The organism is Synechococcus sp. W4D4, from assembly GCF_047716805.1.
Classification (GTDB): domain Bacteria; phylum Cyanobacteriota; class Cyanobacteriia; order PCC-6307; family Cyanobiaceae; genus Vulcanococcus.
Genome location: NZ_CP180404.1, coordinates 751,537 through 778,210, shown reverse-complemented (window position 1 = coordinate 778,210; position 26,674 = coordinate 751,537). Strand labels below are relative to the sequence as shown.

Here is a 26,674-nt window from a genome sequence, read left to right as displayed (position 1 = left end):
TTGGGAGTGGCCCCTTCGGCGCCGCCGTGTCCTCAGCCGCTCAACCAAGCCTTCAGGTGAAGCCGCTGCGGGGATGGCAGCTGCCTTTTTTGCAGGACACCTGCTTCACCGACCTGTTGCCCATGCTGCAGCGCTCCTTGCTGCTGCAGGGAGCTGAGCGCCTGCTGCACCGCCTGGCCCCCCGCCCGGCGCTGGCCTCGGAGATCTTCGTTGCCTTCCGGGACCCCCAGATCCCTCTGGGCTTGGTGGTGAGCCAACGGCTCAACCGCAGCGGCAGCTGCTGGCAGATCCAACACCTGCGTAGCAGTGAAGCCAGCCTGGAAGCGGGTGAGGCGGGCCGGATGGCGATCGAAGCCGCTCTGGTGCGCGCAGCAATCCAAGGGAGCCCGAACGCAGCCAGCTGGATTGCCACCAGCGCCAGCACCGACAGCAATCGCCTGGGCCTTCTGCGGCAACAGGGTTTCCAGCAACTTCGCCATGAGACGCTGTGGCGCTGGGAACCCCCCAAGCAGCCCCTCGATCGAGCCCTGCCCTCCGATTTGCAACTGCTGCCTCTCAATCGCCGAACGGCCCTGGCGATGTGGCAGCTGGAGCAGGCCGCCCTGCCGGCGCAGTTGCGTCAGCTCCTGGACCGTCGTGTTGACGATCTGCTTGATCAGAGCGAGCGACCTAGCTTGATGCTGCTCGACACCAACCGGCAACAGGCCGTTGCGGGTGCCCGGCGGCTGCGGCCTGGAAGCCGTGACATACCGGAACTCGAACTCAGCCTCCACCCGGGCTGGCAACACCTCTTGGGTGAACCCCTCCAATTGCTCTTGGAGCAGAGCTCCAGCGGCCTGGGGGAAGTGCTGATCCGCAGTGATGTCTTTAAGCACGAGCACAACCAATGGCTGCAAAGCCTTGGGATGGCTCCCGAGGGGGAGGAAGTGGTGATGGCTCGCAGTGTCTGGCGCCGCCATGCTCCGCAAACAACCCCAGTGGTCAGCCGCAAGCTCGAAGCGGTCCTCGGCCAGCTGCAGCCGGGGCAAAAGCCCATTCCGACGCCGGTGGAGCGCTAGTGGCGGCGCCGGCCGCCCGATCGGTGCTGTCCCTGGATGTGGGGCGCAAACGGATCGGCCTGGCCGGTTGTGATCCACTGGGGCTCACCGTCAAAGCGCTTCCAGCTCTCCATCGCGGCCGCTATCCCGCGGACCTCAAGCACCTCCAGAGCCTGGTACGGGAACGCCGGATCGTGGCACTGGTGGTGGGGCTCCCCCTCGATGCCCAGCAGCAGCCCACCGCCCAGGCGGAGCACTGCCGACGCTATGGCGAGCGTCTAGCCAGGGATCTGGAGCTGCCCCTGGCCTTCGTCAATGAGTACGCCAGCAGCTGGGATGCGGCCGAGCGCTTTGGCCTGCGCGGTGACCGCACAGGAGCCCTCGACAGTGCCGCCGCCGCATTGCTCTTGGAGCAGTGGCTGCAGGAAGGACCCGAACCGGCAGCGGTCAGCAAGGCGACCCCAGCGATTGGCCTGGGGTCCGATGCCCAGGCATCCTGAGAGCATCTCCCCCATGCGCCATGAGCACTGACGGCCCCAGCATCAACGGCACCGGTGATGTCCCCACCGTGCTGGTGCGGGACCAGAGCGGGCGTCAACTGCTCTGCTTCCTTGAGCAACTGATCCCTCTCGAGGGCAAGGATTACGCCCTACTGACCCCCGTCGACACCCCGGTTTGCTTGGTGCAAATCGCCGAGAACGAGAATGGCGAAGACGAGGTCATCGAAGAGCTGAGCAACGCCGAGCCGATCCTCTCGATCGCGGATGTGGTGCTGCAGGAGCACGACCTGACCCTCGTGCGCTCCGCCGTCACCCTCACCGTCAGTGGTGACCTGGAAGAGCCCGACCCCGAGGAATACGAGGACGACGAGCTCGAAGGTGATGAAGAGGACGAAACCGACCTCTACGAAATGCTGATCCAGTTCAAGGCCGAGGACAAGGAATACGGCCTGTTCATCCCTCTGGATCCCTTCTTTGTGGTCGCCCGCATGGAAAACGGCGAAGGCGTGCTGGTGGAAGGCGAGGAGTTTGAGCGGGTCCAGCCTTTGATCGAAGCGGAACTCGACGACCGCGAACTCGGTGACGACTGACTCGTTGACGACTGACTCGGTGACCCGTCGCTCCATTTCTGAGCTGCTCCAGCCCGATCTGGTGGCGGCCGGCACCCTGGTGGACCTTCCCCTGCATGGCCTGCTGACCCAGGGGATCAGGGCCCTGGTCCTGGATGTGGATCGGACCCTGCTGCCCCACCGGGGCTCAACCCTGCCTGAACCGATGGAGGCCTGGCTGAAGCAGGCCCAGGCGACCATGCCCCTTCACCTGTTCAGCAACAACCCCTCCCGCGCCCGCATTGGCGGGGTAGCCGAACGCTTGGGCGTGGACTTCACCACCAGTGCTGGAAAACCGCGGCGTTCTCCCCTACGGCGGGTCCTTGAGCAACTCGACATCCCCCCCGCCCAGGTGGCGATGGTGGGGGACCGCGTCTTCACCGATGTTCTGGTGGGGAATCGGCTGGGCCTCTACACCGTGCTGGTGAAGCCCATCGATCCCAGTGGTCAGGCCTGCCGCCATGACCATTGGCAGCGCTTTGAGGTGAAGTTGGCCCAACTCGCTGGAGCAGACCTCTCCTAACGATGGCTAGACGCCGGGTCATCAAAGTCGGCACCAGCGTTCTGCGGGGCTCCGGTGCCCGCGGGACCGACCAGGTCATCGCCGATCTGGCCTCCAGCCTCTGCGGCCTCTGGCGGCGCGAGGAACCGGTGGTGCTTGTCACCAGTGGCGCCGTGGGCCTGGGGTGCCAGGCCCTGCAACTGGGCGATCGACCCATGGAACTGGAGGCATTGCAGGCGTCAGCGGCCGTCGGACAGGGCCGGCTGATGACCCTCTATGACCAGGCCTTTGCCGCCCACGGTCGCTGCGTCGCCCAGGTGCTGCTGACCCGGGCCGATCTGGCCTCCAGGCGTCGCTACCAAAACGCCTGCCGCACCCTCGAGCAGCTGCTGTGCTGGGGGGTCACCCCGGTGATCAACGAGAACGACACCCTGGCGACCGATGAGCTTCGCTTTGGGGATAACGACACCCTCTCAGCGCTGGCGGCAGTGGCCATCCAGGCCGATGAGCTGGTGCTGCTAACCGATATCGACAGCCTCTATTCCGGCGATCCCCGCAATGATTCCGAGGCCAGGCCGATCCCTGAGGTCAATTCCCTGGCCGAGATCGAAGCCTTGGCCGGTGTGGCCAAGGGGGGAGGCCGCTGGGGCACCGGCGGAATGACCACCAAGCTTTCAGCCGCACGGATCGCCACAGCCAGCGGGATTCAGGTGCGCCTGGCCGATGGCCGCGACCCCGCTGTGCTGGAAGCCCTCTTGGCTGGGGAACCGGTTGGAACCCTCTTCCGCCCCAGTGAGACACCCCTAAGCAGCCGCAAGGGTTGGCTCGCCCATGCGCTGCTGCCCAAGGGCAGCATCACCGTCGATGCCGGGGCCGAACAGGCGCTCCTGGAGCAGGGGGCCTCTCTGCTGGCGGCTGGGGTCCGCAACGTGGAGGGCACCTTTGGCCGGCGCGAAGCGGTACGCGTCATCAGCCAGGACGGCCGGGAGGTGGCCCGGGGCCTCTGCGCAGTTGCCAGTGACGAATTAATGGCGATCCAAGGACAACGCGGCGTGGTGATTCACCGGGATCACCTGGTGGTGATCGCCAGCAGCTGAGACCTGCGGAATCGGCCTACGATCCGCATCACATCCCCCTGCCGCCGATGCGCTTCAGCCAACTGCTCAGCCAACTGAGCGAGGTGAAGGCCGCAGGTGGGATCGAATCCCTTCAGCACCACCTCGGGGACGATCCCGAACTGGGAACCGCAGCAGCCCTCGATCAGGCCCTCAGTGGTCAGGTGAGTTTCCTGGAGGCCGGCAATGCCCTGGCGGCCGCTCTCAATGCCAGTGGCGCCAGTGCCGTGCTGCTGCCCGCCAAAGGCAACGAATGCGAAGCCGCCCAAACCGAAGCCAGCGCCAAGGGCATGGCCTGGGTGGCCCTCGCCGACCCGCGTCTGGGCTTTGCTGAAACCCTCGAGGCCCTTTACCCCCGCGCCCCGAAAGCCCCGGGGGTTCACCCCAGCGCCGTCATTGCCCCCGAGGCGGTGGTGGGCATGGGCAGCCATGTCGGGGCCAATGTCGTCATCGGTAGCGATGTGCAGATCGGTGCCTCCTGCACGATCCACCCGAACGTCGTGATCTACGACGACGTGCAGATCAGCGATGGCTGTGAACTGCATGCGGGAGCCGTGCTCCACCCGGGCTCCCGCCTCGGCCGAGGCTGCGTCGTTCATTCGAATGCGGTGGTCGGCAGCGAGGGCTTTGGCTTTGTTCCCACCGCCAGCGGCTGGCGCAAGATGCCGCAGACCGGCCTGGTCGTTCTCGAGGACGGTGTTGAGGTGGGCTGTGGCAGCACGATCGATCGCCCGTCCGTGGGGGAGACACGCATCGGAGCCGGCAGCAAGATCGACAACCTTGTCCATATCGGCCACGGCGTGACCACCGGCAAAGGCTGCGCCCTGGCCGCCCAGGTCGGCATTGCCGGCGGAGCCCGGCTCGGCAACGGAGTCATCCTGGCCGGACAGGTGGGGCTGGCCAACAAGGCCGTCATGGGGGATCGCTCGATCGCCTCGTCCAAATCCGGGGTCCATGGAGAAGTTGCCGCTGGCGAGGTCGTGAGCGGCTACCCAGCCATCCCCAATCGCCTCTGGCTGCGCTGCTCCGCGGTCTTCAACAAACTGCCCGAGCTGACCAAGGCGCTCCGCCAGCTCGAGAAACAAGCCAAGCCGTAGCCTCGCCGCCTGCCCAGAGCCCGAGCGGACTTCGATGACCAGCTTCCGGATCACCTTGCTCCCCGGTGACGGGATCGGTCCTGAGATCACGGCGGTGGCCCGCCAGATGCTGGATGCGGTGAGCCGCAGCCACGGCTTCGAGCTGATCTACGACGAGCAGCCCATGGGTGGCTGTGCGATCGACGCCACCGGCGAACCGCTCCCCGCCAGCACCCTGGCGGCCTGCAAAGCAGCCGACGCCGTCCTTCTGGCCGCGATCGGCTCCCCCCAATACGACACCCTGCCCCGCGAGAAGCGTCCTGAGTCCGGACTGCTGGGTTTGCGTTCCGGCATGGGTCTCTTCGCCAATCTGCGCCCGGTCAAGATCATCCCGGCCTTGATTGATGCCTCCACGCTCAAGCGGGAGGTGATTGAAGGGGTGGACCTGATGGTGGTCCGCGAACTCACCGGTGGCGTCTACTTCGGAACCCCGAAAGGCCGCGTCGAAGCCGATGGACGGGTGCGTGGTTTCAACACCATGGCCTACTTCGACGATGAAATTGATCGCATCGCCAAGGTGGGCTTTGACATCGCCCAGCAGCGCAGCGGCCGCCTCTGCAGCGTCGACAAAGCCAACGTCCTGGACGTCAGCCAACTCTGGCGCGACCGCGTCGAAGCGCTGCATGCCAGCAGCTACTCAGGCGTGGAGCTCAGCCACATGTACGTGGACAACGCTGCGATGCAACTGGTCCGCAACCCCCGTCAGTTCGACGTGTTGCTCACCAGCAATCTCTTCGGCGACATCCTCAGCGATGAAGCCGCCATGCTCAGCGGCTCCATTGGCATGTTGCCTTCCGCCTCCCTTGGCGAGAGCGGCCCTGGCCTGTTTGAGCCGATCCACGGCTCCGCACCAGACATCGCCCGCCAGGACAAGGCCAATCCGATGGCAATGGTTCTCAGCGCTGCGATGATGCTGCGGGTGGGCCTCAAGCAAGACGCCGCCGCGGGCGCCCTTGAGCAGGCCGTCGACCGGGTCCTGGCCCAGGGCTATCGCACCGGTGACCTGATGGCTCAGGGCTGCACCCAACTGGGCTGCAAGGCCATGGGCGATCAACTGCTGGCAGCCCTGGAAGCCTGATCCGCAACAGGGATCAACGGATCGGAGTTTTTGGTCACGCGACCTGCCAAACTCGCGGGCAGTCCCACTGATCCCTGCGCATGTCGAAGCGTCACCCGGTTGTGGCTGTCACCGGTTCCTCCGGCGCAGGCACCAGCACCGTGAAGCGTGCCTTTGAGCACATCTTCAAGCGCGAGGGAATCACCCCTGCAGTGGTGGAAGGCGACAGCTACCACCGCTACGAGCGCGCCGCCATGAAGGAGGCCATGGGCGCTGCTCTGGCCAAGGGCGAGAACTTCTCCCACTTCGGCCCCGAAGCCAACCTGTTCGACAAGCTCGAGGAGCTGTTCCGCAGCTACAGCGAGAGCGGCGGTGGCCAGAAGCGCTATTACCTCCACTCCGTTGAAGAGGCTGCCGACCACAACGCCCGCCTCGGCACCAACCTCGAACCCGGTCAGTTCACCCCCTGGGAAAACATCCCCTCCGGCACCGACCTGCTCTTCTATGAAGGCCTGCACGGCGGTGTGAAAGGCGAGGGCTACGACGTGGCAGGCCTGGCCGATTTACTCGTGGGCGTGGTTCCCATCGTCAACCTGGAGTGGATCCAAAAGATCTCCCGCGACAACGCCGAGCGCGGTTACTCCGCCGAGGCCACCGTTGACACGATGCTGCGCCGGATGCCGGATTACATCAACCACATCTGCCCGCAGTTCAGCCAGACCGACATCAACTTCCAGCGTGTCCCCACCGTGGACACCTCGAACCCCTTCATGATCCGGAACATCCCCACCCCGGATGAATCCTTCGTGATCATTCACTTCCGCAAGGGTGCTCGCGAGAAGTGGGGTATCGACTTCACTTACCTGCTCGACATGATCCACGATTCGTTCATGTCCAGCCCCACCTCGATCGTGGTGAACGGCGGCAAGATGGGCTTTGCGATGGAGCTGATCCTGACCCCGATCATTCACCGCATGATCGAAGAGAAGAAGAAGCTGGCCTGAGCCTGCTTCGCCCCTAGGCTGGGGCGCAACTGGCGGACAAGGTCCTCCCATTTCGGTTGCTCCTCAGCGCTCTAACCCACCGGCTCCTCTCTCATTTGAGATTCGAGGGGCGGTGGGTTCTTCTGTATCGACGCAGCCCCGCTGGGACCGGATCAACAGCGCAGACGTGATTGCCCAGGCCCGGCGGATCTACTTCCAGTTTCTCGAGCGCTCCTCATCCGCCCTCGAGCCCCAGGGGATCGTGCTGAGTCCAGGCCAGGGACGGGTGGTCTTCGAGCTACCGGTGCTCTTGCCCGATGAGCAATTCATCCCGCTCGACTGGGTCCGTGCCCGCCCGTCCCGCACCCGCACCTCCCGCTCGCCCTACCGCGGCCTCTAATGCTCGGCACTCTTCCCTCCACGGTTCTGCTGCTGATCACGGCCCTGGGGCTCTGCATTGGCAGCTTTTTAAATGTCGTCGCCTGGCGCTATCCCCGCCAAGAATCGGTGGTGCAGCCCCGCAGCCACTGCCCGGACTGCGGTACGCGCCTGGCCTGGAGTGAGAACATCCCAGTCCTCAGCTGGGTTCTGCTGCGCGGGCGTTGCCGCCACTGCCAGAGCCCGATCAGCCTGCGCTACCCGGCGGTAGAGCTGCTCTGCGGAGGGCTCTTCCTGGCTGCAGCCCTGGGGTACCCCGAAGCCCTTGGCCAAGCCCCAGGGGGCCTGATCCTTGTGGCTGGTTGGTGCCTGGTGTCCCTGCTGCTCCCCCTGGTGCTGATTGATCTGGACCAGCTCTGGCTGCCTGAGCCCCTCTGCCGCACCGGGGTGCTGGTGGGCTTTGTCTTCACCCTGCTGGCCGTCTTCAGCCAAAGCGGAGGGCCCGAGCCGCAGCTTTTGCTCTGGCATTTGCTAGCCGCCAGTGCTGGCCTACTGGGGTTTGAAGCCACCAGCGCCGCAGGCCAGACCCTGCTCGGCAAGCCTGCCCTGGGTTTAGGCGATGCGAAGTTGGCCGCCCTACTGGGCGCCTGGCTTGGGCTTACAGGCCTCGGGCTCAGCGTGGCCCTCGCCGTGCTCTCCGGCGCGATCTTTGGCCTGATCGGTCTGCTCAGCGGCCGCTTGAAGCGCGGTCAACCCTTCCCCTTTGGCCCCTTCCTGGCCGCCGCTGGACTGGCGGTCTGGATGGCTGGAAACAGCTTCTGGCTGCAACAGCTCAGCAGGCACTTGGGCTGGAGCGCCCTTTAATGGTCTGATCAGACCCCGGAGACCGCTTTCACCATGTCGCTATTCGACTGGTTTGCCGATCGCCGCAAGACCGCTCCTGCGGTGCGCAATGCCCAGGAGGTCAACGAGGACGATGGCCTCTGGAGCAAATGCCCTGAATGCGGGCTGGTGGTCTATCGCAAGGATCTGGCAGCCAACGCCAGCGTCTGCAGCGGCTGTGGATACCACCATCGGATCTTCAGCGAGGAGCGGATTCGTCTGATCGCCGATGAGGGCAGCTTTGAAGCGCTCGATACCGAGCTCTGCCCCACCGATCCCCTCGCCTTTAAGGATCGTCGCAGCTATGCCGATCGCATTCGTGACACCCAGCGCTCCACCGGACTGAAGGACAGCGTCATCACCGGGCTATGCACCGTCGAGGGCATCCCCATGGCCCTAGGGGTGATGGATTTCCGCTTCATGGGCGGTTCCATGGGCTCCGTCGTCGGCGAAAAGCTGGCCCGCCTGATTGAAACGGCCACCGCTAAACGGGCACCCGTTCTGATCGTCTGCGCCTCGGGTGGGGCACGAATGCAGGAAGGGATGCTCTCCCTGATGCAGATGGCCAAGATCTCCGGTGCCCTGGAGCGCCATCGCAAAGCGGAGTTGCTCTACCTGCCGCTGCTGACCCACCCGACCACGGGGGGGGTGACCGCCAGCTTCGCCATGCTCGGCGACCTGATCCTGGCGGAGCCCAAGGCCTTGATTGGCTTTGCTGGTCGGCGCGTGATCGAGCAGACCCTGCGGGAGAAACTGCCCGACGATTTCCAAACAGCTGAATACCTGCAGGACCACGGCTTCGTGGATCACATCGTGCCGCGCACCAAGCTCCGCAGCACCCTGGCCAGCCTGCTGACCATGCACGGCTACAGCAAAGCGGTCGCCGCATGAAGCGGGCCCTTCGCGCGTTCTGCGCGGTCCTACTCGGGCTGCTGCTGCTCAGCGGCCTTCCTCAAGAAGCCTTGGCGGGACCGGTGGACTGGCAAGAGGTTCCCGCCACCAGCGAGGGGCGGCAGTGGTGGGATGGCGGCAGCCTGCGGGTCAACAAAAGCGGGAATCTGACCGTGCTCAGTCGTTTCCAGCCCCCCATTCCTGAGGATGCCGAGTCCAGCGCAGACGGCAAAGAACCTCGTCCGCCCGCCAGCAGTCTCTACGTGATGGAGCTGGATTGCGGCCAACGGCTCTACCGGGACACCTCCATCAACGGGATCCCCCAATGGGGCAGCCAGTGGCAGGCCTCCGGCAATGACGGCCTGATCGAATCCACCATCGAAGCCGTCTGCACCGCTGGGGAAGACCTCCTGGCAGGCTTTTAAAACCACTGCAGAGCCGCCGTGACCGGATCCACCACCCCCCAGCGTCCCCTGGGGGTCGCCCTTGTTGGTTTGGGGTTCGGGGAAAAGGTGCACCTGCCCGCCCTGCGGGACTGCCCGCTCACCGAACCGGTGGCCCTCTGGCATCACCGCAGCGAGCGGCTCGATCAAGCCTGCAGTAGCCACGGACTACCCGGCTTCAGCGATTTCGATGCCCTTCTGGCCGATCCCCGGGTGGAGGCCCTGGTCATCGCCACCCCTCCTGAACCCCGCTTCGCCCTGGCGCAGGCCGCCATCGCCGCCGGCAAACACCTGCTGTTGGAAAAACCCGTCGCCCTTGAGGCCGCCCAGGTGGAGAGCCTGCAACGCCAGGCCCTCCAGGCGGGCGTGAGCGTGGCCGTGGACTTTGAGTACCGCGGCGTCCCGGAGTTTCAACAAGTCGCGGCACTGCTGGAGAGCGGTGCTGTCGGCACGCCCTGGCTGGTGAAACTGGACTGGTTAATGGGAAGCCGGGCCGATGCCAGTCGTCCCTGGAACTGGTATTCCCAGCGGGCCGCTGGCGGTGGGGTGCTCGGATCGCTGGGAACCCATGCCTTTGACACCCTGCATTGGCTGGTGGGGCCGACCCGCAGCCTGAGCGCCCAGCGCAGCATGGCCATCCCCCAGCGTCCCCTGGCGGATGGCAGTGGACGGATGGCCGCCGTGGATGCCGAAGACATTGCCCTACTGCAACTGGAGTTAGAGGACCGTCAGGGCCGCTCCATCCCCGCCCAGGTCGCCCTGGCCTCGGTGACCAAACCCGGACGGGGCTACTGGATCGAGGTCTACGGCAGCGAGGGCAGCCTGGTGCTGGGGTCGAGCAACCAAAGCGACTACGTCCACGGCTTCAAGCTCTGGCGCTCCAGCAGCTCAGGTGCCCTCGAGGAAATCAGCCCTGATCCCAGCCTGGCCTTCCCCCAGACCTGGCCCGACGGTCGACTGGCCGCCGTCCGCCGCATCACCCAGTGGTGGGCCGAGGCCGCCCAAGAGGGCCGGCCGATCGTTCCCGGGCTCTCAGAAGCCGTCTGGAGCCAGCGGGTTTGCGATCTGGCACTGGAATCGGCCGACAGCGGGCTCAGAGCCAGGCTTTAACGGAAAAGGCGCCGGTTAGGATCCCCGCCATTCCCTTGATGGTGTCCCCATGGCGCTCGTTCCGCTTCGGCTGCTGCTCGACCACGCCGCTGAAAACGGCTACGGCATCCCTGCTTTCAACGTCAACAACCTTGAGCAGGTGCAGTCGATCATGGAGGCTGCCTACGAGACCGATAGCCCCGTCATCCTGCAGGCCTCCCGCGGCGCCCGTCAGTACGCCGGTGAGAACTTCCTGCGTCACCTGATCCTGGCTGCCGTTGAGACCTATCCCGACATCCCCGTCGTGATGCACCAGGACCACGGCAACAGCCCCTCCACCTGCTTCGGTGCTGCCGCCAACGGCTTCACCTCCGTGATGATGGACGGCTCCCTGGAGGCCGACGCCAAGACCCCTGCCAGCTACGAGTACAACGTGGCTGTCACCAAGGAAGTGGTGGATGTGGCCCACGCCATCGGCGTGAGCGTTGAGGGTGAGCTGGGTTGCCTGGGCTCCCTGGAAACCGGCATGGGCGAAGCCGAGGACGGCCACGGTTTCGAGGGCAAGCTCGACCACAGCCAGCTTCTGACCGACCCCGCCGAGGCTGCTGACTTCGTCGCCAAGACCAAGGTCGACGCTCTGGCCATTGCCATTGGCACCAGCCACGGCGCTTACAAGTTCACCCGTAAGCCCACCGGTGAAGTGCTGGCCATCAGCCGGATTGCTGAAATCCACAAGGCCATCCCCAACACCCACCTGGTGATGCACGGTTCGTCCTCCGTGCCCCAGGAATGGCTGGAGATGATCAACAAGTTCGGTGGTGCCATCCCCGAGACCTATGGCGTTCCCGTCGAGGAAATCCAGGAAGGCATCCGCAACGGTGTCCGCAAGGTCAACATCGACACCGACAACCGCCTGGCCTTCACCGCCGCTGTGCGTGAAGCCGCGATGAAGGATCCCGCCAACTTCGACCCCCGCCACTTCAACAAGCCCGCCCGGGCCTACATGAAGCAGGTCTGCCTCGATCGCTACCAGCAGTTCTGGTGTGCCGGCAACGCCAGCAAGATCAAGCAGCGCGACATCAACTACTACGCCGGCCTCTACGCCAAGGGCGAACTGGACGCCAAGTCCGCCGTTGCTGCCTGATTCAGGCTTCCAACGGATGTCTCCAGGGGCCCTCAAGGGCCCCTTTTTTCATGCGGACCCAATTCCCATCGATCGGTCTGCCCCTTAAGGCAGGGCCAGCTGGGGAAGGGTCAAGGCGCGCATCCCTGAGCTGGGCTGGGCTGCGACGAGTTTGGCGAGGGCTTCATCAAAGGTTGGCTCCATCACAAAGCGGCGACCATCGGTGACCACCACCCGAACCAGAGTCGGCAGGGCGTTGTTGTTGCTCTGCAGATAGATCGGCTCCACGTAGAGCAGGCCCTGGCCCACGGGCATCGCCAGCAGATTGCCCCGCAGCAAGCGGGAGCCAACGCGGTTCCAGAGACCGAATTGATAGCTAATCGCCGGATCCTGCTCAATCAGGGCCGAAATCTGCTGCGGTCCGAGGAGCAGACGTTGCTGCGGGAAGCGCACCAGGAACAACTCGCCGTAGTTCGGGGTGTCGTTGCGGGCGGCCAACCAGCCCACCATGTTGGGCCGCTTGAGCGGGGTAAAGGGAAGCAGCAAGACAAACTCAGGCCGCTGCTGACCGGGCAGCTGCATCGTCACGTGATAAGGACGCACGGGCACCGGAGCCGAGGCATCGCCGTAGATCTCCAGCGGCAACGCCCAGACGTCATCACCGTTGTAGAAGGTGCGCACGTCAGTGACGTGGTAGCGCAACAGGCGCTCAGCCTGGACGTTGAATTGACTCTTGGGGACCTGGATGTGGGCCAGCAGGGCCTTGGGCATCGCTGAGAGTGGACGAAAGAGATCCGGGAAGACCTTCTGCCAGGTCCGCAGGACCGGATCGCTCGGATCGTTCACATAGAGCCAGACAGCGCCGTTGTAGGCATTGACCACCGCCTTGACGGGGTTGCGGAAGTAGCGAACCCCATCGGGATTGGCATCGGAGTAGGGGTAGCTGCGGCTCTCGGTGAAGCCGTCGAGCATCCAGTACTGATGGTGCTCAGGCCGATAGTCGGGGTCATCGTCCACGCGGGCCGTGACCAAATAAGGCTTGCTCTCAAAGCGCAGGAAGGGGGCCAGGGCCTGGAGCCGGTCGTTGACCTGCCGGCGAACAAGCAAGCGCGAGGAAGGGGTCAAGGACCCGGTGAACAGCAGACGCGCCTCATTGAGGTAGATCGCGGCCATCAGGCGATCGAGGGGTCCATGGATCGGCACCCCCGCCTCCCCGTCGTAGTGGGAATAGACATTGAGATCACCCTCGGGGTAATCGAACTCACGCACCTGGGAGGGGGCAATGGCGTAGGGCGCCGGAGCCGAAGCGAAATAAAGCCGGGGGCGACCCACAGGCAGGTACTGCTCAACGCGCTTCTGGCTCTGGCCCAGCTGGGGCAGGGCCTGAACCCGGCCGCTGCGCCCCAGGTCTTTGACGAAGTAGAGCGGGAGCCCATCGCTGCCCGAGACATTCACCGGGGAGACCGTGAAGCCATAGCCGTGGGTGAAGACCAGGTGACGGTTCAGCCAGGTGCGCGACCCCTTGGCCAAGGAGGAGGAATCCAACTCGCGGGCTGCGATCAAGACCTGCTGGGACCCCAATGCACTGGCATCGGCATTCAGTGGGTAGCGGTCAACGGCGGCGGAGGGGAAGTTGTAGTAGAGCCGCAGCTGCTGCAGCTGACGATTGGCCTCCAGGAGCGGGACACTGTCCCAGAGCCGCACGTTGGCCAAGGTGCCCTCGGCGCTCTTGAGATCCACGGCACTCAGCTGCTGCTTGGGCTCGAGGATCAACTCCCGCACAGCCTCCAGGCCAAAGGCCCGGCGTGTCGCGGCAATGGCGCGCTTGAGATAGGGCGTCTCCAGCTGAAGCTCCCGGGGCTGCACCCAGACCCGCTGCACCAGCGGTGCCAAGCCCCACTCCACGACCGGCAGCAAACAAGCAGCCGCGAGCAAGGGCAACATCGCGACGCGACGGAACCAGGAGCGGGGGACTGGCACCAGCAGGCCCAAGCCGCTCATCAACAGGAGCAGGGCCAAAAGCAGGCGCAGGGGAAGGCGGATGTGGAGGTCGACAAAGCCAGCCCCCGAGGCCACCCCGCTGCCTTCCACCATCAAGTCAAATGGACTCAGGCCATAACTCAGGGCCGCCATCAGGGCCAAGAGCGCCAACTGCGGTTGCAGCAACCGCTGCTGCTCCCGGCTCAACCCCGGGAAGCGCAAGTCCGTCAGTGAAGTGCCCTCACTGAAGGTGAGCCAGAGGCAGCCCACGAAGCCAATCAAGACCTGGGCGATCACCAGGCTGACCAGCAGATGCAATGCCGGAAGGCGAAGCACCGTGAAACTCAGGTCAAAGCCCGTCAGCGGATCGGCCTCGCCAAAGGGGACGGCCAACAGACCAGGCAGCCAGAGGCTCCAACCACGGGCACAGGCGGTGGCCGAGCCCGCCAGGGCCGCCGCCAGACTGATCCGCAAGGTCGTGTAGGGCCAGCGCAGCAGACAAGGGAGCAAGACCACGACCAGGCCCAGGACCAGCGCTGGCGGCAGGTCGGCCAACACCGAGAGACCAGTGATGACCTCTCCACCAAAGGGATCGAGGATCAGCCCCCGGGCCTGCAGGAAGAGATAGCTCAGGCCCACCACCAGCAGCAGGAGCAGGCCGATCAGCACCGCCACCAGCGGACCACTGGAGAGGGGCGCAAGAGGCCGCTCCCGCAGTTGCTTGCGCGGAGCGTCCTGCCTGAGGCGCCAGCAACGCCGCAACTGCTGAAGCTGGAGCGGCAAACCCAAGCCCAAGACCAGGAGAAAGGCCAGGCACTGGAACAGCCAACGGCGCAACACCACCGTCAAGGCATCGAACTGGGCAAACCAGAGCGCCTCGATCACCAGGCGTGGGATCAGAACCACCAACCCCAGCACCAGGGCGCCGCTGGCCAGCCAGCGCAACAGACGCTTGAGGCCTTGAACCGATACCTGCACAAGCCGAGCCGATCCCTGGCCGAGACTAGGCAGCAGAACCGAGCGGTCAAGGCGCGGCCTAGGGATCAGCAGGCATCTCGGCAAATACCCGACTCAAGAGATCGGGTTTAAACAAGTCGCTGAATTGGCGCTGCTAATTTCTTTCCAACGTTCAGGGTCTGAACTTGACCGCAACCCTTTCCCGCTCCAGCGTTGGACCGACCTTCACCGGACTGCGCTGCAAGGAATGCGGCCAGGCCTACGACTCTGGTGCCCGCCACGTCTGTGAGGACGTCTGCTTCGGTCCCCTCGAGGTGGTCTACGACTACGAGGCGATCCGCAACCGCGTCAGCCGCGCCACCATCGAAGCCGGTCCAGCCTCCATCTGGCGCTACCGCGATTTCCTGCCGATCGAAGGGGATCCGATCGATGTCGGCACCGGCTTCACCCCCCTGCTGAAGGCCGACAACCTGGCCAAGCGCCTGGGCCTCAAGAGCCTCTACATCAAGAATGACGGCGTCAACATGCCGACCCTGTCCTTTAAGGACCGGGTGGTTTCGGTGGCGCTGACCCGGGCCCGCGAGCTGGGCTTCAAGACGGTGAGCTGCGCCTCCACCGGCAACCTCGCCAACTCCACTGCCGCCATCGCCGCACACGCCGGCCTGGATTGCTGTGTCTTTATCCCCAGCGATCTGGAGCTGGGCAAGGTGCTGGGCACCTTGATCTACAACCCCACCCTGATGGCGGTTAAGGGCAACTACGACCAGGTCAACCGCCTCTGCTCAGAGGTGGCGAACACCTACGGCTGGGGCTTCGTCAACATCAACCTGCGCCCCTACTACTCCGAGGGCTCCAAGACCCTTGGCTACGAGGTCATCGAGCAGCTGGGTTGGGAACTCCCTGACCACATCGTCGCCCCCCTGGCCTCCGGCTCCCTGTTCACCAAAATCCGCAAGGGCTTCGACGAATTCATCAAGTGCGGACTGGTGGATGAGAAGGCCGTGCGCTTCAGCGGCGCCCAAGCCGAGGGCTGCAACCCCATCGCCCAGGCTTTTGCCGAAGGTCGGGACTTCATCACCCCGGTGAAGCCCAACACCATCGCCAAGTCGATCGCCATCGGTAATCCGGCTGATGGCCCCTACGCCATCGACATCGCCAACCGCACCGGCGGCAACATCACCGATGTCAACGACACGGAGATCGTTGAAGGCATCAAGCTCCTGGCTGAGACCGAGGGCGTCTTCACCGAAACCGCCGGCGGCACCACCATTGCTGTCCTCAAGAAGCTGGTGGAGCAGGGAAAGATCAACCCTGAGGAGCGCACCGTGGCCTACATCACCGGCAACGGCCTGAAGACCACTGAGGCCGTGGTGGATGCCATCGGCAAGCCCTACACGATCGAAGCACAACTCGACAGCTTCAACAACGCCTGGAAGCAAGCCCAGGCCGATCAAGCGCAGGCCTGATCTCGACTGTCACCTCAACCCATCACCTCCCTGCCATGCCCGTTCAGGTCCTGATCCCCACCCCCCTGCAGAAGTTCACCAACGATGAGGCCAGCGTCTCTCTGGACGCCTCCAGCGTGGATAGCCTGATTGATGCGCTCGACGGCCGCTACCCCGGTCTCAAAGGTCGTCTCTGCGATGAGGCCGGCAAACTCCGCCGCTTCCTGAACGTCTACGTGAACAGCGAGGATATTCGCTTCCTCGAGAACCAAACCACCTCCCTCAAGGATGGGGACGAAGTCAGCATCGTTCCCGCCGTTGCTGGAGGCTGACCCCCAGCTGTAGCGATTCCTGCAGCACCACGCCCCAAAAGCTGACTGAATCAAACGGAAGCAGGCTCAAGCTCGAGTCACCTCTCTCTGGACCTGGTGTCACCCGATGACTCAAACCCCTGATCGTCCATCGATGGATTGTCTGCCCAGCGTCCAGGGCGAGGACCTTCAGCAGTCGGCTGCGGCAGACAAGGCCGAACTGTTTGATTACCGCGAGGCGGCAAACCCCATCCGCAGCGGTCTGACGGAACCGATTCCCTATTGCAGCTGGGGACCCGAGCTCCACGCCAGCGGACCCAGTGGAATCATCCCTCTGGACCTCAGTGCTGAGTTAGGAGCCAGCGGTCCCGCGACCAGCCCCGGCCTCGCTGCCCACTTCATCCGCATCGAAGCTGGAGAGGGTGTGCGTGCCGCAGCGAGCGCCACCAGTTCGCTGTTCTTTGTCCTCTCCGGTCGCGGTATCTGCCATTGCCGTGAGACCGACCAGGACACCAACATCCAATGGAGCGAAGGCGACCTCTTCGTACTGCCCTCCGGCGGTACCCCGCTGTTAGAGGCGAGCTCCACCAGCGTTCTTTATTGGGTGCACGACGCCCCCTTGCTGAACTACCTGGGCGTGGTTCCCAGCCAGCCCCGCTTCGAATCCACCCACTACCGGGGCGAGTGGCTCCGCTCTGAGCTGCGCAAACTGGCCCAGAAACCTGGCAGCGCGAACAGCAACCGCATCAGCCTCCTCCTCGCCAACCGAGATCTCCCAAGCACCCGCACGGTGACCCATGTGCTTTGGGCGATGTACGGCATCGTTCCATCCGCGGCGACCCAGCCCCCCCATCGCCATCAATCGGTGGCCCTGGACTTGATCATCGATTGCCAGCCAGGGGTCTACACCCTGGTGGGCACTGAACTGAATGCCGATGGGACCATCCGCAATCCGAAACGGATCAACTGGCAGGCCGGTGGTGCCTTCATCACCCCCCCCGGGTATTGGCACTCCCACGTGAACGAAAGTGGCCATCCGGCCTATCTGCTTCCGATTCAGGACGCAGGACTCCAGACCTACCTGCGCAGCCTCGACATCCGCTTTGCCTAGGTCGCCAAGGCGGCCTGATGGCGTTCGACCACAGCCCGAAAATCGGGCCCCTCGATGGTCTCTCGCTCAATGAGCAAATTGACCAGTTCGTCCATCAAGTCCCGGCGTGACTCCAACAGGGAAACCGCCTGGTTGAGGGAATGGCGAGCCAGCTGCTGCACCTCCGCATCGATGCGGTTGCTGGTTCTCTGGGAATGATGCGGCTCTGAACGCAACCAATCTCGGCCCAAGAAGACTTCGGCCCCCTCCCCCTCTAGCGAGAGCGGTCCCAAGGCTGAGAAGCCGTAGCGAGTCACCATCTCCCGGGCAATCCGGCTCACCATCTCCAGGTCACTGGAAGCACCTTGGGTGATTTCACTGGGGCCAAAGACAACCAACTCGGCGGCCCGGCCACCCATGGCCATCACCATCCGAGCCTCGAGATAGGCCTTGCTGATCAAACCCGAATCCAAGACCTCTTCATCGGGCATCGTGCGGGCAAATCCACCGACTCCTCCGGCCCGGGGGAGCAAGGTGACCTTGTCGAGTTCGTCCGACTTGGGCAACAGGGTGGCCAGCAGAGCATGGCCAATCTCGTGGTAGGCGATCAGACGCTTCTTGGCGTTGTCCTGGAGCGGCGCCGCCGTCAGCCCCATCGTGATCCGCTCAAGGGCATCGCTGATGGCCGCATCGTTGATGCTTTGCCGCTCGCGCCGGGCCGTCAAGATGGCCGCTTCGTTCAGCAGGTTTGAGAGGTCGGCCCCTGAAAAGCCAGGGGTTCGGCTGGCCCAATCCGCCAGGGAAACCTCCGGTTCAAGCGGACGGGAGCGGGCATGCACCGCCAGAATTGCCTCGCGGCCCCGCCGGTCGGGCAGATCCACATGGATTCGCCGATCAAAACGCCCGGGACGCATCAGGGCCGCATCAAGCACATCCGGCCGGTTGGTCGCCGCCAGCAGGATCACCCCAGAGTTCTCGGCGAAACCATCCATCTCCGTCAGGAGTTGGTTGAGGGTCTGCTCGCGCTCATCGTTGCCCCCACCAATTCCGGCACCACGCTGGCGGCCGACAGCATCGATCTCATCGATAAAGATGATGCAGGGGGCTTTTTCTTTGGCCTGCCGGAACAGGTCACGGACGCGGCTGGCACCGACACCCACAAACAGCTCGACAAATTCCGAGGCAGCCATCGAGAAGAAAGGCACACCGGCTTCGCCGGCGATGGCCTTAGCCAGAAGGGTCTTGCCCGTACCCGGAGGGCCCACCAGCAACACTCCTTTGGGAATGCGTGCCCCAACGGCCGTGAAGCGTTCCGGCTCCTTCAGGAAAGCCACCACCTCCTGCAGCTCTTCCTTGGCTTCATTGATGCCGGCCACATCCTCAAAACGCACGGCCACCGCGGATTCGGGCTCAGCCATGCGCGCCTTGCTTCGGCCAAAACCCATCGCCCGATTCGCCACCTGACTTGAGCGCCGAATCAACAGGGCCAAGCCACCAAACAACAGCAACAGCAGCAGGCCGTTGGACACCAAGCTGGCGGTTGCACGGTCCTGGCGGTCGTCACGCACCGTCAGGGGCACCTGCGCTTCTTGGGCCGTGCGCAAGAGGACCTGGTCGTTGCTGAAGACCGGCACCTGGGTGCGGCTGCCGTCGGCATAGGTCACCTGGACCTCGCGACGGGCCGGGGACAGCAGCAGCTCTTTGACTTGTCCGCTCTTGAGCTGCGTGAGCAGCTGGCTGTAACTGGGCGGAGCCGGACGGTTGATGCCCAGATCTCGCCAGAGCTCGGCACGCCTGGACCCAGGGGCGGGCGAAGCTTGTGATGAGGGCACCTGCTGCGCTTGCTGACCCGGAGACGCGCCGCTGCTCACATCAATCTGTCGTTGGCTGGAGCTTAGCCATTTGACGAAAGGAAAGACGGCAAGGGAAGATCTTGGTTTGGCTGACTAGGTAAGCGGGATGGCTGTTCCCAAGAAGAAAACGTCCAAGGGCAAGCGGAACCAGCGCCACGCCACCTGGAAGGGCAAAGCTGCCGTGGCAGCGCAGAAGGCTCTCTCCATCGGCAAGGCCGTGCTGAGCGGCCGCGCCCAAGGCTTCGTCTATCCCGTGGCTGAAGAGGACGGCGACGAGGCCTGATCTGAGGCCTCAACGCTTGCTTTGCCGCTTCCCTGCACTGAAAGGAGGCGGCAGAGACTTCAAGACAAGAGCTCAGGAACCCAGCTTGAAGGCCTCCAGGACAACGGCGTAGACCAAGCCGAACCGGAGGTTGTCGAGCACGAGCCACCCAAGGGGCGGACGTCCCCGAACGATTCGGGTGCGAAGGCGCACGACCAGCTCCAGTAGCAGGACCACCGAGAGAACCACCAGTGGACGCTGACCAATGGTCTGCAGCCACCAGCTGGTTACGTTCTGGCCCGCATAGAAGCCAAAGAGCAGGGACAGGACACCGGCACTGCGGCGGCGCCAACTGCCCTGGAACGATCCCCAGAGGAACTGGGCTCCCTGACGCTGAAGACGGTCAAAGCGGGTGGCCTGAATGGGCATCCGGGTCATCCGTCTGGGAAGAGCTGCTTGAGATAGGACAGCGTGATCTGGCCCTCAGGGCAAGCCGGCCCCCGCAATACCTGACAGGGGGCGTCAGGTTCTCCAAGGCCGTCCACCACCGCAGCAGCAGCCGCAAAGTGTGCGTCGGGTTCATGGGAACTAGAGGCACTGCGGGTGGCCAGGACGGTCAGACCCGCGCCATGGGCCGCCGTCACCCCATGACCTGAATCCTCCAGGGCAAGGACGCAGTCCGCTGAACACCCCAGTTGCTCCAGGGCAACTCGATAGCCCTCGGGGTCAGGCTTCTTGGTGCTCACGTCCTCACCGCAGACCCAGAACTCCAGCCAATCGCGATGCTGCGGAAGCTGACGGGTCAGCAGGGCCTGCACCGCCGATCGCCCACTGGTGGTCACAATCGCCTGCCGCAGGCCAGCGGCCGCAGCGGCCTTCATTAAGCGCAGGACGCCAGGACGCAACTGGATCTCACCGGCCGACACCAGCTGGCTGTAGTGGGCCTGCTTGGACCGCTGGAGGGCATCCAGGCGAGCATCGATCGGGCGCAGGCCTTCCCGCTGCTCGAGAAACACGGCCATCCGCTCACGGCCCCCGGTGACCCGAAGCAACTGGAGATAGGTGGGGGGGTCCCACTGCCAGGGCAACCCCGCCTCGGCCATGGCGCGGTTAAAGGCCAAGCGATGGCCGTCCAGCTCTGTCTCAGCCAGCGTGCCATCCACATCCCAGAGAAGAGCCTCGGGGGCCAATCGCAACAAGGGGCTGCCGAATGCTGTGGTGAGGCTAAGGGAGCTGGACGGTGGAGCCTGGACAGGGCCTACTCACGGCCCAGAATGAAAGCTGATGAAACGCAGGCGTGCTCCTCGAGTCTCCAGAGCAACGCTTGTTGGACCAGCGCCTGCACCAGAACTGGCAGCTCCCTGCAGCGGTTGATCTTGAGGGTCTGAGCAGCGAAACGCGGGCCCTGGGGCTCTCGGAGCCCGTCCTCGCCCTCCTCACCAGGCGAGGGTTTACGAACGCTGCGGCCATCACGGCCCTGCTGAACCCCGCGGAAGCCCCTGATCCCAAGCAGCACTTCCCCGACTTGGGCCTGGCGGTCAAGCGCCTGAAGCAGGCCTGCAAAACCAACGAACGCCTCGCCATCTGCGGCGACTACGACGCCGATGGCATGACCAGCACGGCGCTCTTGATCGGTGTTCTGCAGCAGTTAGGAGCCCAACCGCAAGCGGCTATCCCCAGCCGGCAGGCCGATGGGTATGGCCTCAACGTCTCCATGGTGGAGGAGCTGGCCGCAGAAGGGATCCGGCTACTGGTGACCGTTGACAACGGGGTTTCCGCGCGGGAGGCCCTCGAGCGGGCCCATGGCCTGGGCGTGGAGGTCATCGTCACGGATCACCACACCATCCCCGAGGAGCGTCCGCCCCTCAGCGCCCTCCTGCATCCCCAGTGCACCCCAGAGGGCTCCCCCTACCGAGGCCTGGCTGGGGTCGGCATCGCTTACGTCCTCGCCGGGGCCCTGGCGAAAGCCAGCCGATCGGCGAAGGCCCTGGCCATGGCCATGGATTTGTTCTGCATTGGCACCATCGCCGACATGGCTCCGCTTCAGGGGGTCAATCGCCGCTGGTTGATGGATGGATTACCCCGACTCAAAGACAGTCCCCTACCGGGACTGCAGGCCCTGCAGCAGGTGGCCGGCATGGACGATGCGCCAATCGATGCCGGTGCCGTTGGTTTCCAGCTGGCCCCCCGTATCAATGCGGTCGGACGGCTTGGCGATCCCCGCTTGGTGGTGGATCTACTGACCACAGACGACGCGGAACAGGCTCTGGAGTTGGCGCGGGAATGCGAAAGCCTGAACCGTCAGCGCCGGGAACTCTGTGATGCGATCGAAGCGGAGGCACGTGCCCTGGCCGAAGCCGATGGGGACCAGCGCAGTCCGTTCCTACTGCTCGCGCAAAGCCACTGGCACCACGGGGTGATTGGCATTGTTGCGGCTCGACTTGTGGAGCATTACGGCGCTCCCGTCGCCCTCCTCGCCGCTGAGGGGAATGGCCGGATGCGGGCCTCGGTGCGGGCGCCCAAGGGCTTCGCCGTCGATGCCGCCCTTCAGGCCTGCGGAGACCTCTTGGAGCGCTTTGGGGGCCACCCCGCAGCTGGAGGCTTCACCGTCAGAGCCGATCGCGTCACACCCCTGCATGAACGGCTGAATGAGCTGGCGCAGGCCTGGCGTGAACGGGAGGGACTGCAGCTGGTCATGCCCGAGGCCCTGCTGCAGCTTGAGGACATCAACCGGCCGCTCTGGCGTGAACTGCAACAGCTAGAACCCTTCGGCATTGGAAACCCCACCCCGCTGTTTTGGAGCTGCGGCTGCACGATCAGCCAACAACGGGAACTGCGGGGCGGTCACCTCCAGCTCACCTTGCGCCAAGGCGAAGCACGGGTGAGGGCCATGGCCTGGCGCTGGGGGCCCATTGGACATCTGCTCCCCAAACAGGTGGATGTGGCGTATCACCTCAGGCTGAACCGCTGGAATGGCCAGGAGACCCTTCAGCTCGAACTGATCGGAATCCGGCCAAGCAGCGGAGAGGCCCTGGTGCTGCAACGTCAGGAGCGCAGTTACTGGGTCCGGCGCGATGGCAACGCCGTGGTGATCCGCAATGCCGACGGTGAGGAGTTACGCGGTGAAGCCCAGCCGGGCCGTCTTGAAGCACTCCAGATCGATCACCCCAAAGCGAACCACCCCTATGTCAGAGCCCTGGTGCAGGACGCGGCGCGGGCCATGGGACTGGCTGCCTAGACACAACAAAGCCCCCCGAGGACGGACCTCAAAGGGGGCTTGTCTCTAGGCCGTGCGCAGGAAAGACCCTCAGATCAGAGGGCGCCGCGGCGGTAGAAGAGGATGAAGATCACTGCTGGGCCAACGAGGGTGATCAGGAACAGAGCAGCGAAGTTGGCGATCAGGTGGAAGTCGATTCCCATGGGAGAACGGCTCGGAAGCTGCACATGTTGGGTGAAGCCTAAAAGCAGACGGTCCCGTCCGGCTGATGGGTGGATCGCTCCTGTGACGGGTTGTCACAGCACCACGGAGTTGAACCATGACTGAGGCGCTCCAATGGCGCTGCATCAGTGGTTGCGGCTCCTGCTGCCGGCTTGACCCAGGGGAGCGGAACGAGGCCCTGGAAGCCCTGAACGAAGAACAACAGCAGCTCTATCTCTCGATGGTGGGGCCTGACGGCTGGTGCATCCACTTCGACACCGGCTCCAGCAGCTGCCGCATCTACGACGAGCGGCCCGTCTTCTGCCGCGTGGAGAACCTTGCCCGTTTGTTTGAGGTGCCTGACGAGGAGGCCAACGACTTCGCCATCGCCTGTTGCAGACAGCAAATCCGCTGCGAACACGGCGGTCGTGGCATGGTGATGAAGCGTTTCGAGCAGGCGATCCGCCAGCCCGCTGAAGACAACGATTGCCAGCCCTGATGCCTGAGTCCGCCCCTAGCAGCGACACGCCCAATCCCAAGAAAGAGGATCAAGCCGCCAGCTTTGGTGCGGTCTTCCTCACGACCTTCACCACCGTGTTTCTGGCGGAACTCGGGGACAAGACGCAATTAGCCGCGTTGCTCCTCTCGGCGGAATCCGGACGCCCAGTCCTGGTGTTCATTGGAGCCTCCCTCGCCCTGATCAGCTCCAGCCTGGTGGGCGTTGTTCTCGGCCGCTGGCTCTCGCGGGTGCTGCCCCCCGGCCAGCTCGAGCGCTTGGCCGGCATCTTGATGATCGGCTTGGGGCTCTGGCTTGGCCGGCAGGCCGCCTTCAGCATGTTCCCCCTGGCCTGATTGCCATGCAACTCCCTCTTCTGGCCTCGACCTTCCTGACCGTCTTCCTCGCAGAGCTAGGGGACAAGACCCAACTGGCAATCGTCACCATCAGCGGCACCTCGAACCGCAGCGGTGCCGTCTTCGCGGGCAGTGCCAGTGCCCTTGTCCTGGCGAGCCTGCTCGGTGCTGGCGCTGGCGGTTCCCTCTCCGCGGTGATCCCAACAGACGCGCTGCAGCTGGCGGCTTCGGTGGGATTTTTGGTGATTGGAGGCCGGCTGCTCTTGAAGGCCGGCCAAGAGGACGAAGGCGCTGCGACCGAAGCAACGGATGACGCCTAGCGGACCGACCTGAGGCGCTGAGTAAGATGGAGAGGTGCAGCACTGCTTGAAGGCGTTGGCCGTCTTCGTGTGATGCCTACGGCACGCAGAACCTCCATCTCCCTGGGGCTTGTCCGCTCCGCAGAAGCCCTCCCGAAAAGCCATGAAGTTCACGGTCGCGGACCTCATTGAGCAGCTCCCGAAGCAGGAGCCCCTCAGCCTGAGCAAGCTCGAAAAAGGTCTCGGCCTGAGCACCAAGGCCGACAAGGAACAACTGAGCATTGCCCTGAGTGCCCTGGCCCGGGTCGGGGTGCTCGAAGAAGCCGAAGAGGGCATCAGCCGCATCGAGGACGAGTCCCTCATCGAAGCCAGGCTCCGCTGCAGCAGCAAAGGCTTCTGCTTCGCGCTGCGCGAGGACGGTGGCGAAGACATCTACATCCGCGACAACCAGCTCAATCACGCCTGGAACGGCGACAGGGTGCTGGTGCGGGTCACGCGCGAAGGTGGGCGGCGGCGCTCACCGGAAGGTGGTGTGCAGTGCATCCTCCAGCGCAACACCACGAGCCTGCTCGCCCAGGTGGAGCAGCAGAACGACACGCTTGTGGCCGTGCCCCTGGACGATCGTCTGTTGACGGCGATCAACCTGCCGGCCGGTGACAGTGAGCACCTCAAACCCGCCACGGAAGCCGTGGTGGAAGTCAAGCTGGACCGCTACCCCGTGGGGCAACTTCCCCCCGAGGGTCATGTGGCCCGCAGTCTCGCGGTCAATGCCGGTCCGGAAGCCGATCTGGATTTGCTGCTGACCAAGCACGGTCTGCGCGAGCTGCCGGTGGCACCGAAGAGCAGCGCCAAAGCCCCCGACCTCAAAACGCGGGATGACCTGACCGCCCTGCCAACCCTGCTGCTCCAGCTTTGGGGCAGTGCTGATTCCCCGCTCCTGCCGGCGGTCTCCTTGGAGTCGTTGGAGGACGGTCAGCGCCTCTGGGTTCACGCCCCCGCCATCGCCGAGCGTGTGGGCTTTGGTAGCGCCCTCGATCTGTTCCTGCGGGAGCGCAGCGAAGCCCTGTGCGTGGGTGACAGCTGGCTACCGCTGCTCCCCAGCGCCACCACCAAAGCAGCGGCCTTCAAAACCGGAACCCCCGCTGCAGCGCTCTCGGTCGCCCTTGATCTGAACGCCGAGGGTGAGCTGCAGCACTTCCGCTTCTGCCGCAGCACCATCTCCGCCGATGGCCTGGTCGATGCAAAAGCCCTGCAGGCCCTGGCCGATCGCAAGCCCAAGGCACGAACGACACCCGCTGCCCTGAAATCGCTCAAGGATCAGCTGCCACTCCTGGAGCAGCTGATTGCCCTAGCCCAGACCCTGAGGCAGAACCGCCTGAGCCAAGGCTCGATCGATCTAGATCTGGGCATCCCCAGCCTCGAGGGACTGGGTGAGCTGTCCATCCCCGAACCGGATGAACGCCGCCAGGGCTGGATGATTCAGCTTGATCCCGCCCTCTCCCCCGCTGGCTTGCTACGGGAAATGGTCCTGCAGGCCCATCGGGCCTTTGGACGGCACATGGCCGCTCTGGAGCTGCCGGCCATCTATGCCGTCAATGCAGCCCCTGAGGCCGAAGCCCTCAACGACGTGGCCAAGGCTGCTCTGGCCCTGGAGATTCCCCTGGAACTCTCCGCCGATGGCAACGCCAGTGCCCAGGAACTAGCCGTGGCGTTTGCCGCGAGCGATCGTGCGCGCGTGCTGCTGCAGCAACTGCGGGACCCGCTCAAACCGGTGAGCCTCTACGCAGAGCCCGGCATCAACACCCTGGCTGCTGAAGACCAGGCCTATGCCCCGTGGTGCTGCGCAGCCCTCCACTACGCCGACCTCTGGAACCAGCACCTGTTGGTGTTGCTCTTGAGCGAGGGCAAGGATCGTCCCTCCGTTCGCCACAAGACCCGGGTCGACATCGCCTCCGATCAAAGCCACGGGGTCATCGATTGGCCCCTACTGACCGGCAGCCAGCTCAGCCCAGTCGACGAGGGACTCACCGGAGCACTGCTGCATCGCCTGAATGAGCGCGGCCGCTTTGTCAGCGAGCTGCAGGGCGATGCCCTGGCCATGGCCCAGGCGCGCCAGGCCGAACCACTTGTGGGCCAAACCCTGACCGGGGTCATCAGTGGCGTCCAGAGCTATGGCTTCTTTGTTGAGGTGCCGCCCTCCCACGTCGAGGGCCTGGTTCATGTCAGCTCCCTGAAGGACGATTGGTACGAATACCGCTCCCGTCAGAACAAGCTGGTGGGTCGCAAGAACCGCCGCACCTACATGCTGGGCGACCAGGTGGAGGTCACCATCCAGAAGGTGGATGTACTGCGACACCAGATCGATCTGGCCGTCGTCCTGCCTGAGGGCTACGAAGAGTTCTCCCCCGAGGATTCAGACACCCAAGAGCCCAGCGACGCCGAAGCAGGAAGCGAGGACTGAAC

28 protein-coding genes are annotated in these 26,674 nt (G+C 64.4%); 23 read left to right on the top strand and 5 right to left on the bottom strand.

Features of this window, described 5'->3' with window-relative positions; translation table 11 throughout:
* Window positions 1-26 precede the first annotated feature (26 nt).
* The 14 genes from ACLM42_RS04200 to fba all read left to right on the top strand — a co-directional run bounded on the left by ACLM42_RS04200 (window position 27) and on the right by fba (window position 11,765).
* On the top strand, window positions 27-1,058 hold the full coding sequence (locus ACLM42_RS04200) for a hypothetical protein (RefSeq protein WP_415399842.1): 1,032 nt from the start codon (window positions 27-29) through the stop codon (window positions 1,056-1,058).
* Window positions 1,058-1,537: a Holliday junction resolvase RuvX gene (ruvX, locus tag ACLM42_RS04195; RefSeq protein ID WP_415399841.1), complete on the top strand. Its 480-nt coding sequence runs from the start codon at window positions 1,058-1,060 to the stop codon at window positions 1,535-1,537. Before ACLM42_RS04200 ends, ruvX begins: the two co-directional genes overlap by 1 nt.
* A 20-nt stretch (window positions 1,538-1,557) precedes the next feature.
* A complete protein-coding gene (locus ACLM42_RS04190) occupies window positions 1,558-2,127 on the top strand; it encodes a DUF3727 domain-containing protein (protein WP_415399840.1) in 570 nt (189 codons plus the stop codon).
* A gap of 4 nt (window positions 2,128-2,131) precedes the next feature.
* Window positions 2,132-2,668 carry a YqeG family HAD IIIA-type phosphatase gene (locus ACLM42_RS04185; RefSeq protein ID WP_256463420.1) on the top strand — a complete coding sequence of 179 codons (537 nt, stop codon included), beginning with the start codon at window positions 2,132-2,134 and terminating at the stop codon, window positions 2,666-2,668.
* Window positions 2,669-2,670: 2 nt separating this feature from the next.
* Window positions 2,671-3,744: a glutamate 5-kinase gene (gene proB / locus ACLM42_RS04180; protein ID WP_415399839.1), complete on the top strand. Its 1,074-nt coding sequence runs from the start codon at window positions 2,671-2,673 to the stop codon at window positions 3,742-3,744.
* 47 nt (window positions 3,745-3,791) lie between these two features.
* Entirely contained in the window at window positions 3,792-4,859 is a 1,068-nt protein-coding gene (lpxD, locus tag ACLM42_RS04175) for a UDP-3-O-(3-hydroxymyristoyl)glucosamine N-acyltransferase (protein WP_247911152.1), read from the top strand.
* A 34-nt stretch (window positions 4,860-4,893) separates the two neighbouring features.
* The gene (gene leuB / locus ACLM42_RS04170) at window positions 4,894-5,976 is read left to right on the top strand and encodes a 3-isopropylmalate dehydrogenase (protein ID WP_247911153.1); all 1,083 of its coding nucleotides are present in this window, start codon (window positions 4,894-4,896) and stop codon (window positions 5,974-5,976) included.
* Between the two features lie 80 nt (window positions 5,977-6,056).
* The gene (locus ACLM42_RS04165) at window positions 6,057-6,959 is read left to right on the top strand and encodes a phosphoribulokinase (RefSeq protein ID WP_415399838.1); all 903 of its coding nucleotides are present in this window, start codon (window positions 6,057-6,059) and stop codon (window positions 6,957-6,959) included.
* A 112-nt stretch (window positions 6,960-7,071) separates the two neighbouring features.
* A complete protein-coding gene (locus ACLM42_RS04160; RefSeq protein WP_247911155.1) occupies window positions 7,072-7,338 on the top strand; it encodes a hypothetical protein in 267 nt (88 codons plus the stop codon).
* Complete coding sequence (locus ACLM42_RS04155; protein WP_415399837.1) at window positions 7,338-8,180, top strand: prepilin peptidase; 843 nt, start codon at window positions 7,338-7,340, stop codon at window positions 8,178-8,180. The genes ACLM42_RS04160 and ACLM42_RS04155 overlap by 1 nt, the downstream gene beginning before the upstream one ends.
* 33 nt (window positions 8,181-8,213) lie before the next feature.
* Window positions 8,214-9,089, top strand: a complete 876-nt coding sequence (accD, locus tag ACLM42_RS04150) for an acetyl-CoA carboxylase, carboxyltransferase subunit beta (protein WP_247911157.1) — start codon at window positions 8,214-8,216, stop codon at window positions 9,087-9,089.
* Window positions 9,086-9,514, top strand: coding sequence for a hypothetical protein (locus ACLM42_RS04145; protein WP_415399836.1), 429 nt, complete (start codon window positions 9,086-9,088; stop codon window positions 9,512-9,514). Before accD ends, ACLM42_RS04145 begins: the two co-directional genes overlap by 4 nt.
* 18 nt (window positions 9,515-9,532) lie before the next feature.
* Window positions 9,533-10,642: a Gfo/Idh/MocA family protein gene (locus ACLM42_RS04140; RefSeq protein ID WP_415399835.1), complete on the top strand. Its 1,110-nt coding sequence runs from the start codon at window positions 9,533-9,535 to the stop codon at window positions 10,640-10,642.
* Between the two features lie 49 nt (window positions 10,643-10,691).
* The gene (fba, locus tag ACLM42_RS04135; protein WP_247911160.1) at window positions 10,692-11,765 is read left to right on the top strand and encodes a class II fructose-bisphosphate aldolase; all 1,074 of its coding nucleotides are present in this window, start codon (window positions 10,692-10,694) and stop codon (window positions 11,763-11,765) included.
* A gap of 84 nt (window positions 11,766-11,849) precedes the next feature.
* Here fba and ACLM42_RS04130 read toward each other — a convergent pair whose 3' ends face one another.
* On the bottom strand, window positions 11,850-14,702 hold the full coding sequence (locus ACLM42_RS04130; protein WP_415399834.1) for a UPF0182 family protein: 2,853 nt from the start codon (window positions 14,700-14,702) through the stop codon (window positions 11,850-11,852).
* Between the two features lie 164 nt (window positions 14,703-14,866).
* On the opposite strand from ACLM42_RS04130, the gene thrC reads away from it, so the two are divergent.
* The 3 genes from thrC to ACLM42_RS04115 all read left to right on the top strand — a co-directional run bounded on the left by thrC (window position 14,867) and on the right by ACLM42_RS04115 (window position 17,548).
* Window positions 14,867-16,147 carry a threonine synthase gene (gene thrC / locus ACLM42_RS04125; RefSeq protein WP_247911162.1) on the top strand — a complete coding sequence of 427 codons (1,281 nt, stop codon included), beginning with the start codon at window positions 14,867-14,869 and terminating at the stop codon, window positions 16,145-16,147.
* Between the two features lie 35 nt (window positions 16,148-16,182).
* Window positions 16,183-16,458, top strand: coding sequence for a MoaD/ThiS family protein (locus ACLM42_RS04120; protein WP_415399833.1), 276 nt, complete (start codon window positions 16,183-16,185; stop codon window positions 16,456-16,458).
* Window positions 16,459-16,564: 106 nt separating this feature from the next.
* Window positions 16,565-17,548 carry a cupin gene (locus ACLM42_RS04115; protein WP_415399832.1) on the top strand — a complete coding sequence of 328 codons (984 nt, stop codon included), beginning with the start codon at window positions 16,565-16,567 and terminating at the stop codon, window positions 17,546-17,548.
* Here the strand turns inward: ACLM42_RS04115 and ftsH are convergent.
* Window positions 17,545-19,359, bottom strand: a complete 1,815-nt coding sequence (ftsH, locus tag ACLM42_RS04110) for an ATP-dependent zinc metalloprotease FtsH (protein ID WP_371820660.1) — start codon at window positions 19,357-19,359, stop codon at window positions 17,545-17,547. The two genes, ACLM42_RS04115 and ftsH, sit on opposite strands and share 4 nt — an antisense overlap.
* 127 nt (window positions 19,360-19,486) lie before the next feature.
* On the opposite strand from ftsH, the gene rpmF reads away from it, so the two are divergent.
* Complete coding sequence (rpmF, locus tag ACLM42_RS04105; RefSeq protein ID WP_185187802.1) at window positions 19,487-19,663, top strand: 50S ribosomal protein L32; 177 nt, start codon at window positions 19,487-19,489, stop codon at window positions 19,661-19,663.
* A 72-nt stretch (window positions 19,664-19,735) separates the two neighbouring features.
* On the opposite strand, the gene ACLM42_RS04100 is transcribed toward rpmF, so the two are convergent.
* Entirely contained in the window at window positions 19,736-20,080 is a 345-nt protein-coding gene (locus ACLM42_RS04100) for a DUF565 domain-containing protein (RefSeq protein ID WP_247911165.1), read from the bottom strand.
* On the bottom strand, window positions 20,077-20,838 hold the full coding sequence (locus tag ACLM42_RS04095; RefSeq protein ID WP_415399831.1) for an HAD-IA family hydrolase: 762 nt from the start codon (window positions 20,836-20,838) through the stop codon (window positions 20,077-20,079). The genes ACLM42_RS04100 and ACLM42_RS04095 overlap by 4 nt, the downstream gene beginning before the upstream one ends.
* 101 nt (window positions 20,839-20,939) lie before the next feature.
* Between ACLM42_RS04095 and recJ the strand changes: the two genes are divergently transcribed.
* Entirely contained in the window at window positions 20,940-22,880 is a 1,941-nt protein-coding gene (gene recJ / locus ACLM42_RS04090; protein ID WP_415399830.1) for a single-stranded-DNA-specific exonuclease RecJ, read from the top strand.
* A gap of 74 nt (window positions 22,881-22,954) precedes the next feature.
* On the opposite strand, the gene psb30 is transcribed toward recJ, so the two are convergent.
* Window positions 22,955-23,062 (bottom strand): photosystem II reaction center protein Ycf12/Psb30, encoded by a 108-nt coding sequence (psb30, locus tag ACLM42_RS04085; RefSeq protein ID WP_010317475.1) that lies wholly within the window; start codon window positions 23,060-23,062, stop codon window positions 22,955-22,957.
* Window positions 23,063-23,178: 116 nt separating this feature from the next.
* On the opposite strand from psb30, the gene ACLM42_RS04080 reads away from it, so the two are divergent.
* The 4 genes from ACLM42_RS04080 (at window position 23,179) to ACLM42_RS04065 (ending at window position 26,672) form a co-directional block, all read left to right on the top strand.
* Window positions 23,179-23,559: a YkgJ family cysteine cluster protein gene (locus ACLM42_RS04080; RefSeq protein ID WP_415399829.1), complete on the top strand. Its 381-nt coding sequence runs from the start codon at window positions 23,179-23,181 to the stop codon at window positions 23,557-23,559.
* On the top strand, window positions 23,559-23,912 hold the full coding sequence (locus ACLM42_RS04075) for a TMEM165/GDT1 family protein (RefSeq protein ID WP_247911169.1): 354 nt from the start codon (window positions 23,559-23,561) through the stop codon (window positions 23,910-23,912). Before ACLM42_RS04080 ends, ACLM42_RS04075 begins: the two co-directional genes overlap by 1 nt.
* Before the next feature lie 5 nt (window positions 23,913-23,917).
* Window positions 23,918-24,232, top strand: a complete 315-nt coding sequence (locus ACLM42_RS04070) for a TMEM165/GDT1 family protein (protein WP_247911170.1) — start codon at window positions 23,918-23,920, stop codon at window positions 24,230-24,232.
* Window positions 24,233-24,374: 142 nt separating this feature from the next.
* The gene (locus tag ACLM42_RS04065) at window positions 24,375-26,672 is read left to right on the top strand and encodes an RNB domain-containing ribonuclease (RefSeq protein ID WP_415399828.1); all 2,298 of its coding nucleotides are present in this window, start codon (window positions 24,375-24,377) and stop codon (window positions 26,670-26,672) included.
* Window positions 26,673-26,674: the final 2 nt, after the last annotated feature.

Excerpts from the sequence above, each read along its gene's own strand:
- ACLM42_RS04190 (WP_415399840.1), top strand. The coding sequence starts at position 1,558 with ATGAGCACTGACGGCCCCAGCATCAACGGCACCGGTGATGTCCCCACC.
- proB (WP_415399839.1), top strand. The coding sequence starts at position 2,671 with ATGGCTAGACGCCGGGTCATCAAAGTCGGCACCAGCGTTCTGCGGGGC.
- lpxD (WP_247911152.1), top strand. The coding sequence starts at position 3,792 with ATGCGCTTCAGCCAACTGCTCAGCCAACTGAGCGAGGTGAAGGCCGCA.
- leuB (WP_247911153.1), top strand. The coding sequence starts at position 4,894 with ATGACCAGCTTCCGGATCACCTTGCTCCCCGGTGACGGGATCGGTCCT.
- ACLM42_RS04165 (WP_415399838.1), top strand. The coding sequence starts at position 6,057 with ATGTCGAAGCGTCACCCGGTTGTGGCTGTCACCGGTTCCTCCGGCGCA.
- ACLM42_RS04155 (WP_415399837.1), top strand. The coding sequence starts at position 7,338 with ATGCTCGGCACTCTTCCCTCCACGGTTCTGCTGCTGATCACGGCCCTG.
- accD (WP_247911157.1), top strand. The coding sequence starts at position 8,214 with ATGTCGCTATTCGACTGGTTTGCCGATCGCCGCAAGACCGCTCCTGCG.
- ACLM42_RS04145 (WP_415399836.1), top strand. The coding sequence starts at position 9,086 with ATGAAGCGGGCCCTTCGCGCGTTCTGCGCGGTCCTACTCGGGCTGCTG.
- fba (WP_247911160.1), top strand. The coding sequence starts at position 10,692 with ATGGCGCTCGTTCCGCTTCGGCTGCTGCTCGACCACGCCGCTGAAAAC.
- ACLM42_RS04120 (WP_415399833.1), top strand. The coding sequence starts at position 16,183 with ATGCCCGTTCAGGTCCTGATCCCCACCCCCCTGCAGAAGTTCACCAAC.
- ACLM42_RS04115 (WP_415399832.1), top strand. The coding sequence starts at position 16,565 with ATGACTCAAACCCCTGATCGTCCATCGATGGATTGTCTGCCCAGCGTC.
- rpmF (WP_185187802.1), top strand. The coding sequence starts at position 19,487 with ATGGCTGTTCCCAAGAAGAAAACGTCCAAGGGCAAGCGGAACCAGCGC.
- ACLM42_RS04100 (WP_247911165.1), bottom strand. The coding sequence starts at position 20,080 with ATGACCCGGATGCCCATTCAGGCCACCCGCTTTGACCGTCTTCAGCGT.
- psb30 (WP_010317475.1), bottom strand. The coding sequence starts at position 23,062 with ATGGGAATCGACTTCCACCTGATCGCCAACTTCGCTGCTCTGTTCCTG.
- ACLM42_RS04080 (WP_415399829.1), top strand. The coding sequence starts at position 23,179 with ATGACTGAGGCGCTCCAATGGCGCTGCATCAGTGGTTGCGGCTCCTGC.
- ACLM42_RS04075 (WP_247911169.1), top strand. The coding sequence starts at position 23,559 with ATGCCTGAGTCCGCCCCTAGCAGCGACACGCCCAATCCCAAGAAAGAG.
- ACLM42_RS04070 (WP_247911170.1), top strand. The coding sequence starts at position 23,918 with ATGCAACTCCCTCTTCTGGCCTCGACCTTCCTGACCGTCTTCCTCGCA.
- ACLM42_RS04065 (WP_415399828.1), top strand. The coding sequence starts at position 24,375 with ATGAAGTTCACGGTCGCGGACCTCATTGAGCAGCTCCCGAAGCAGGAG.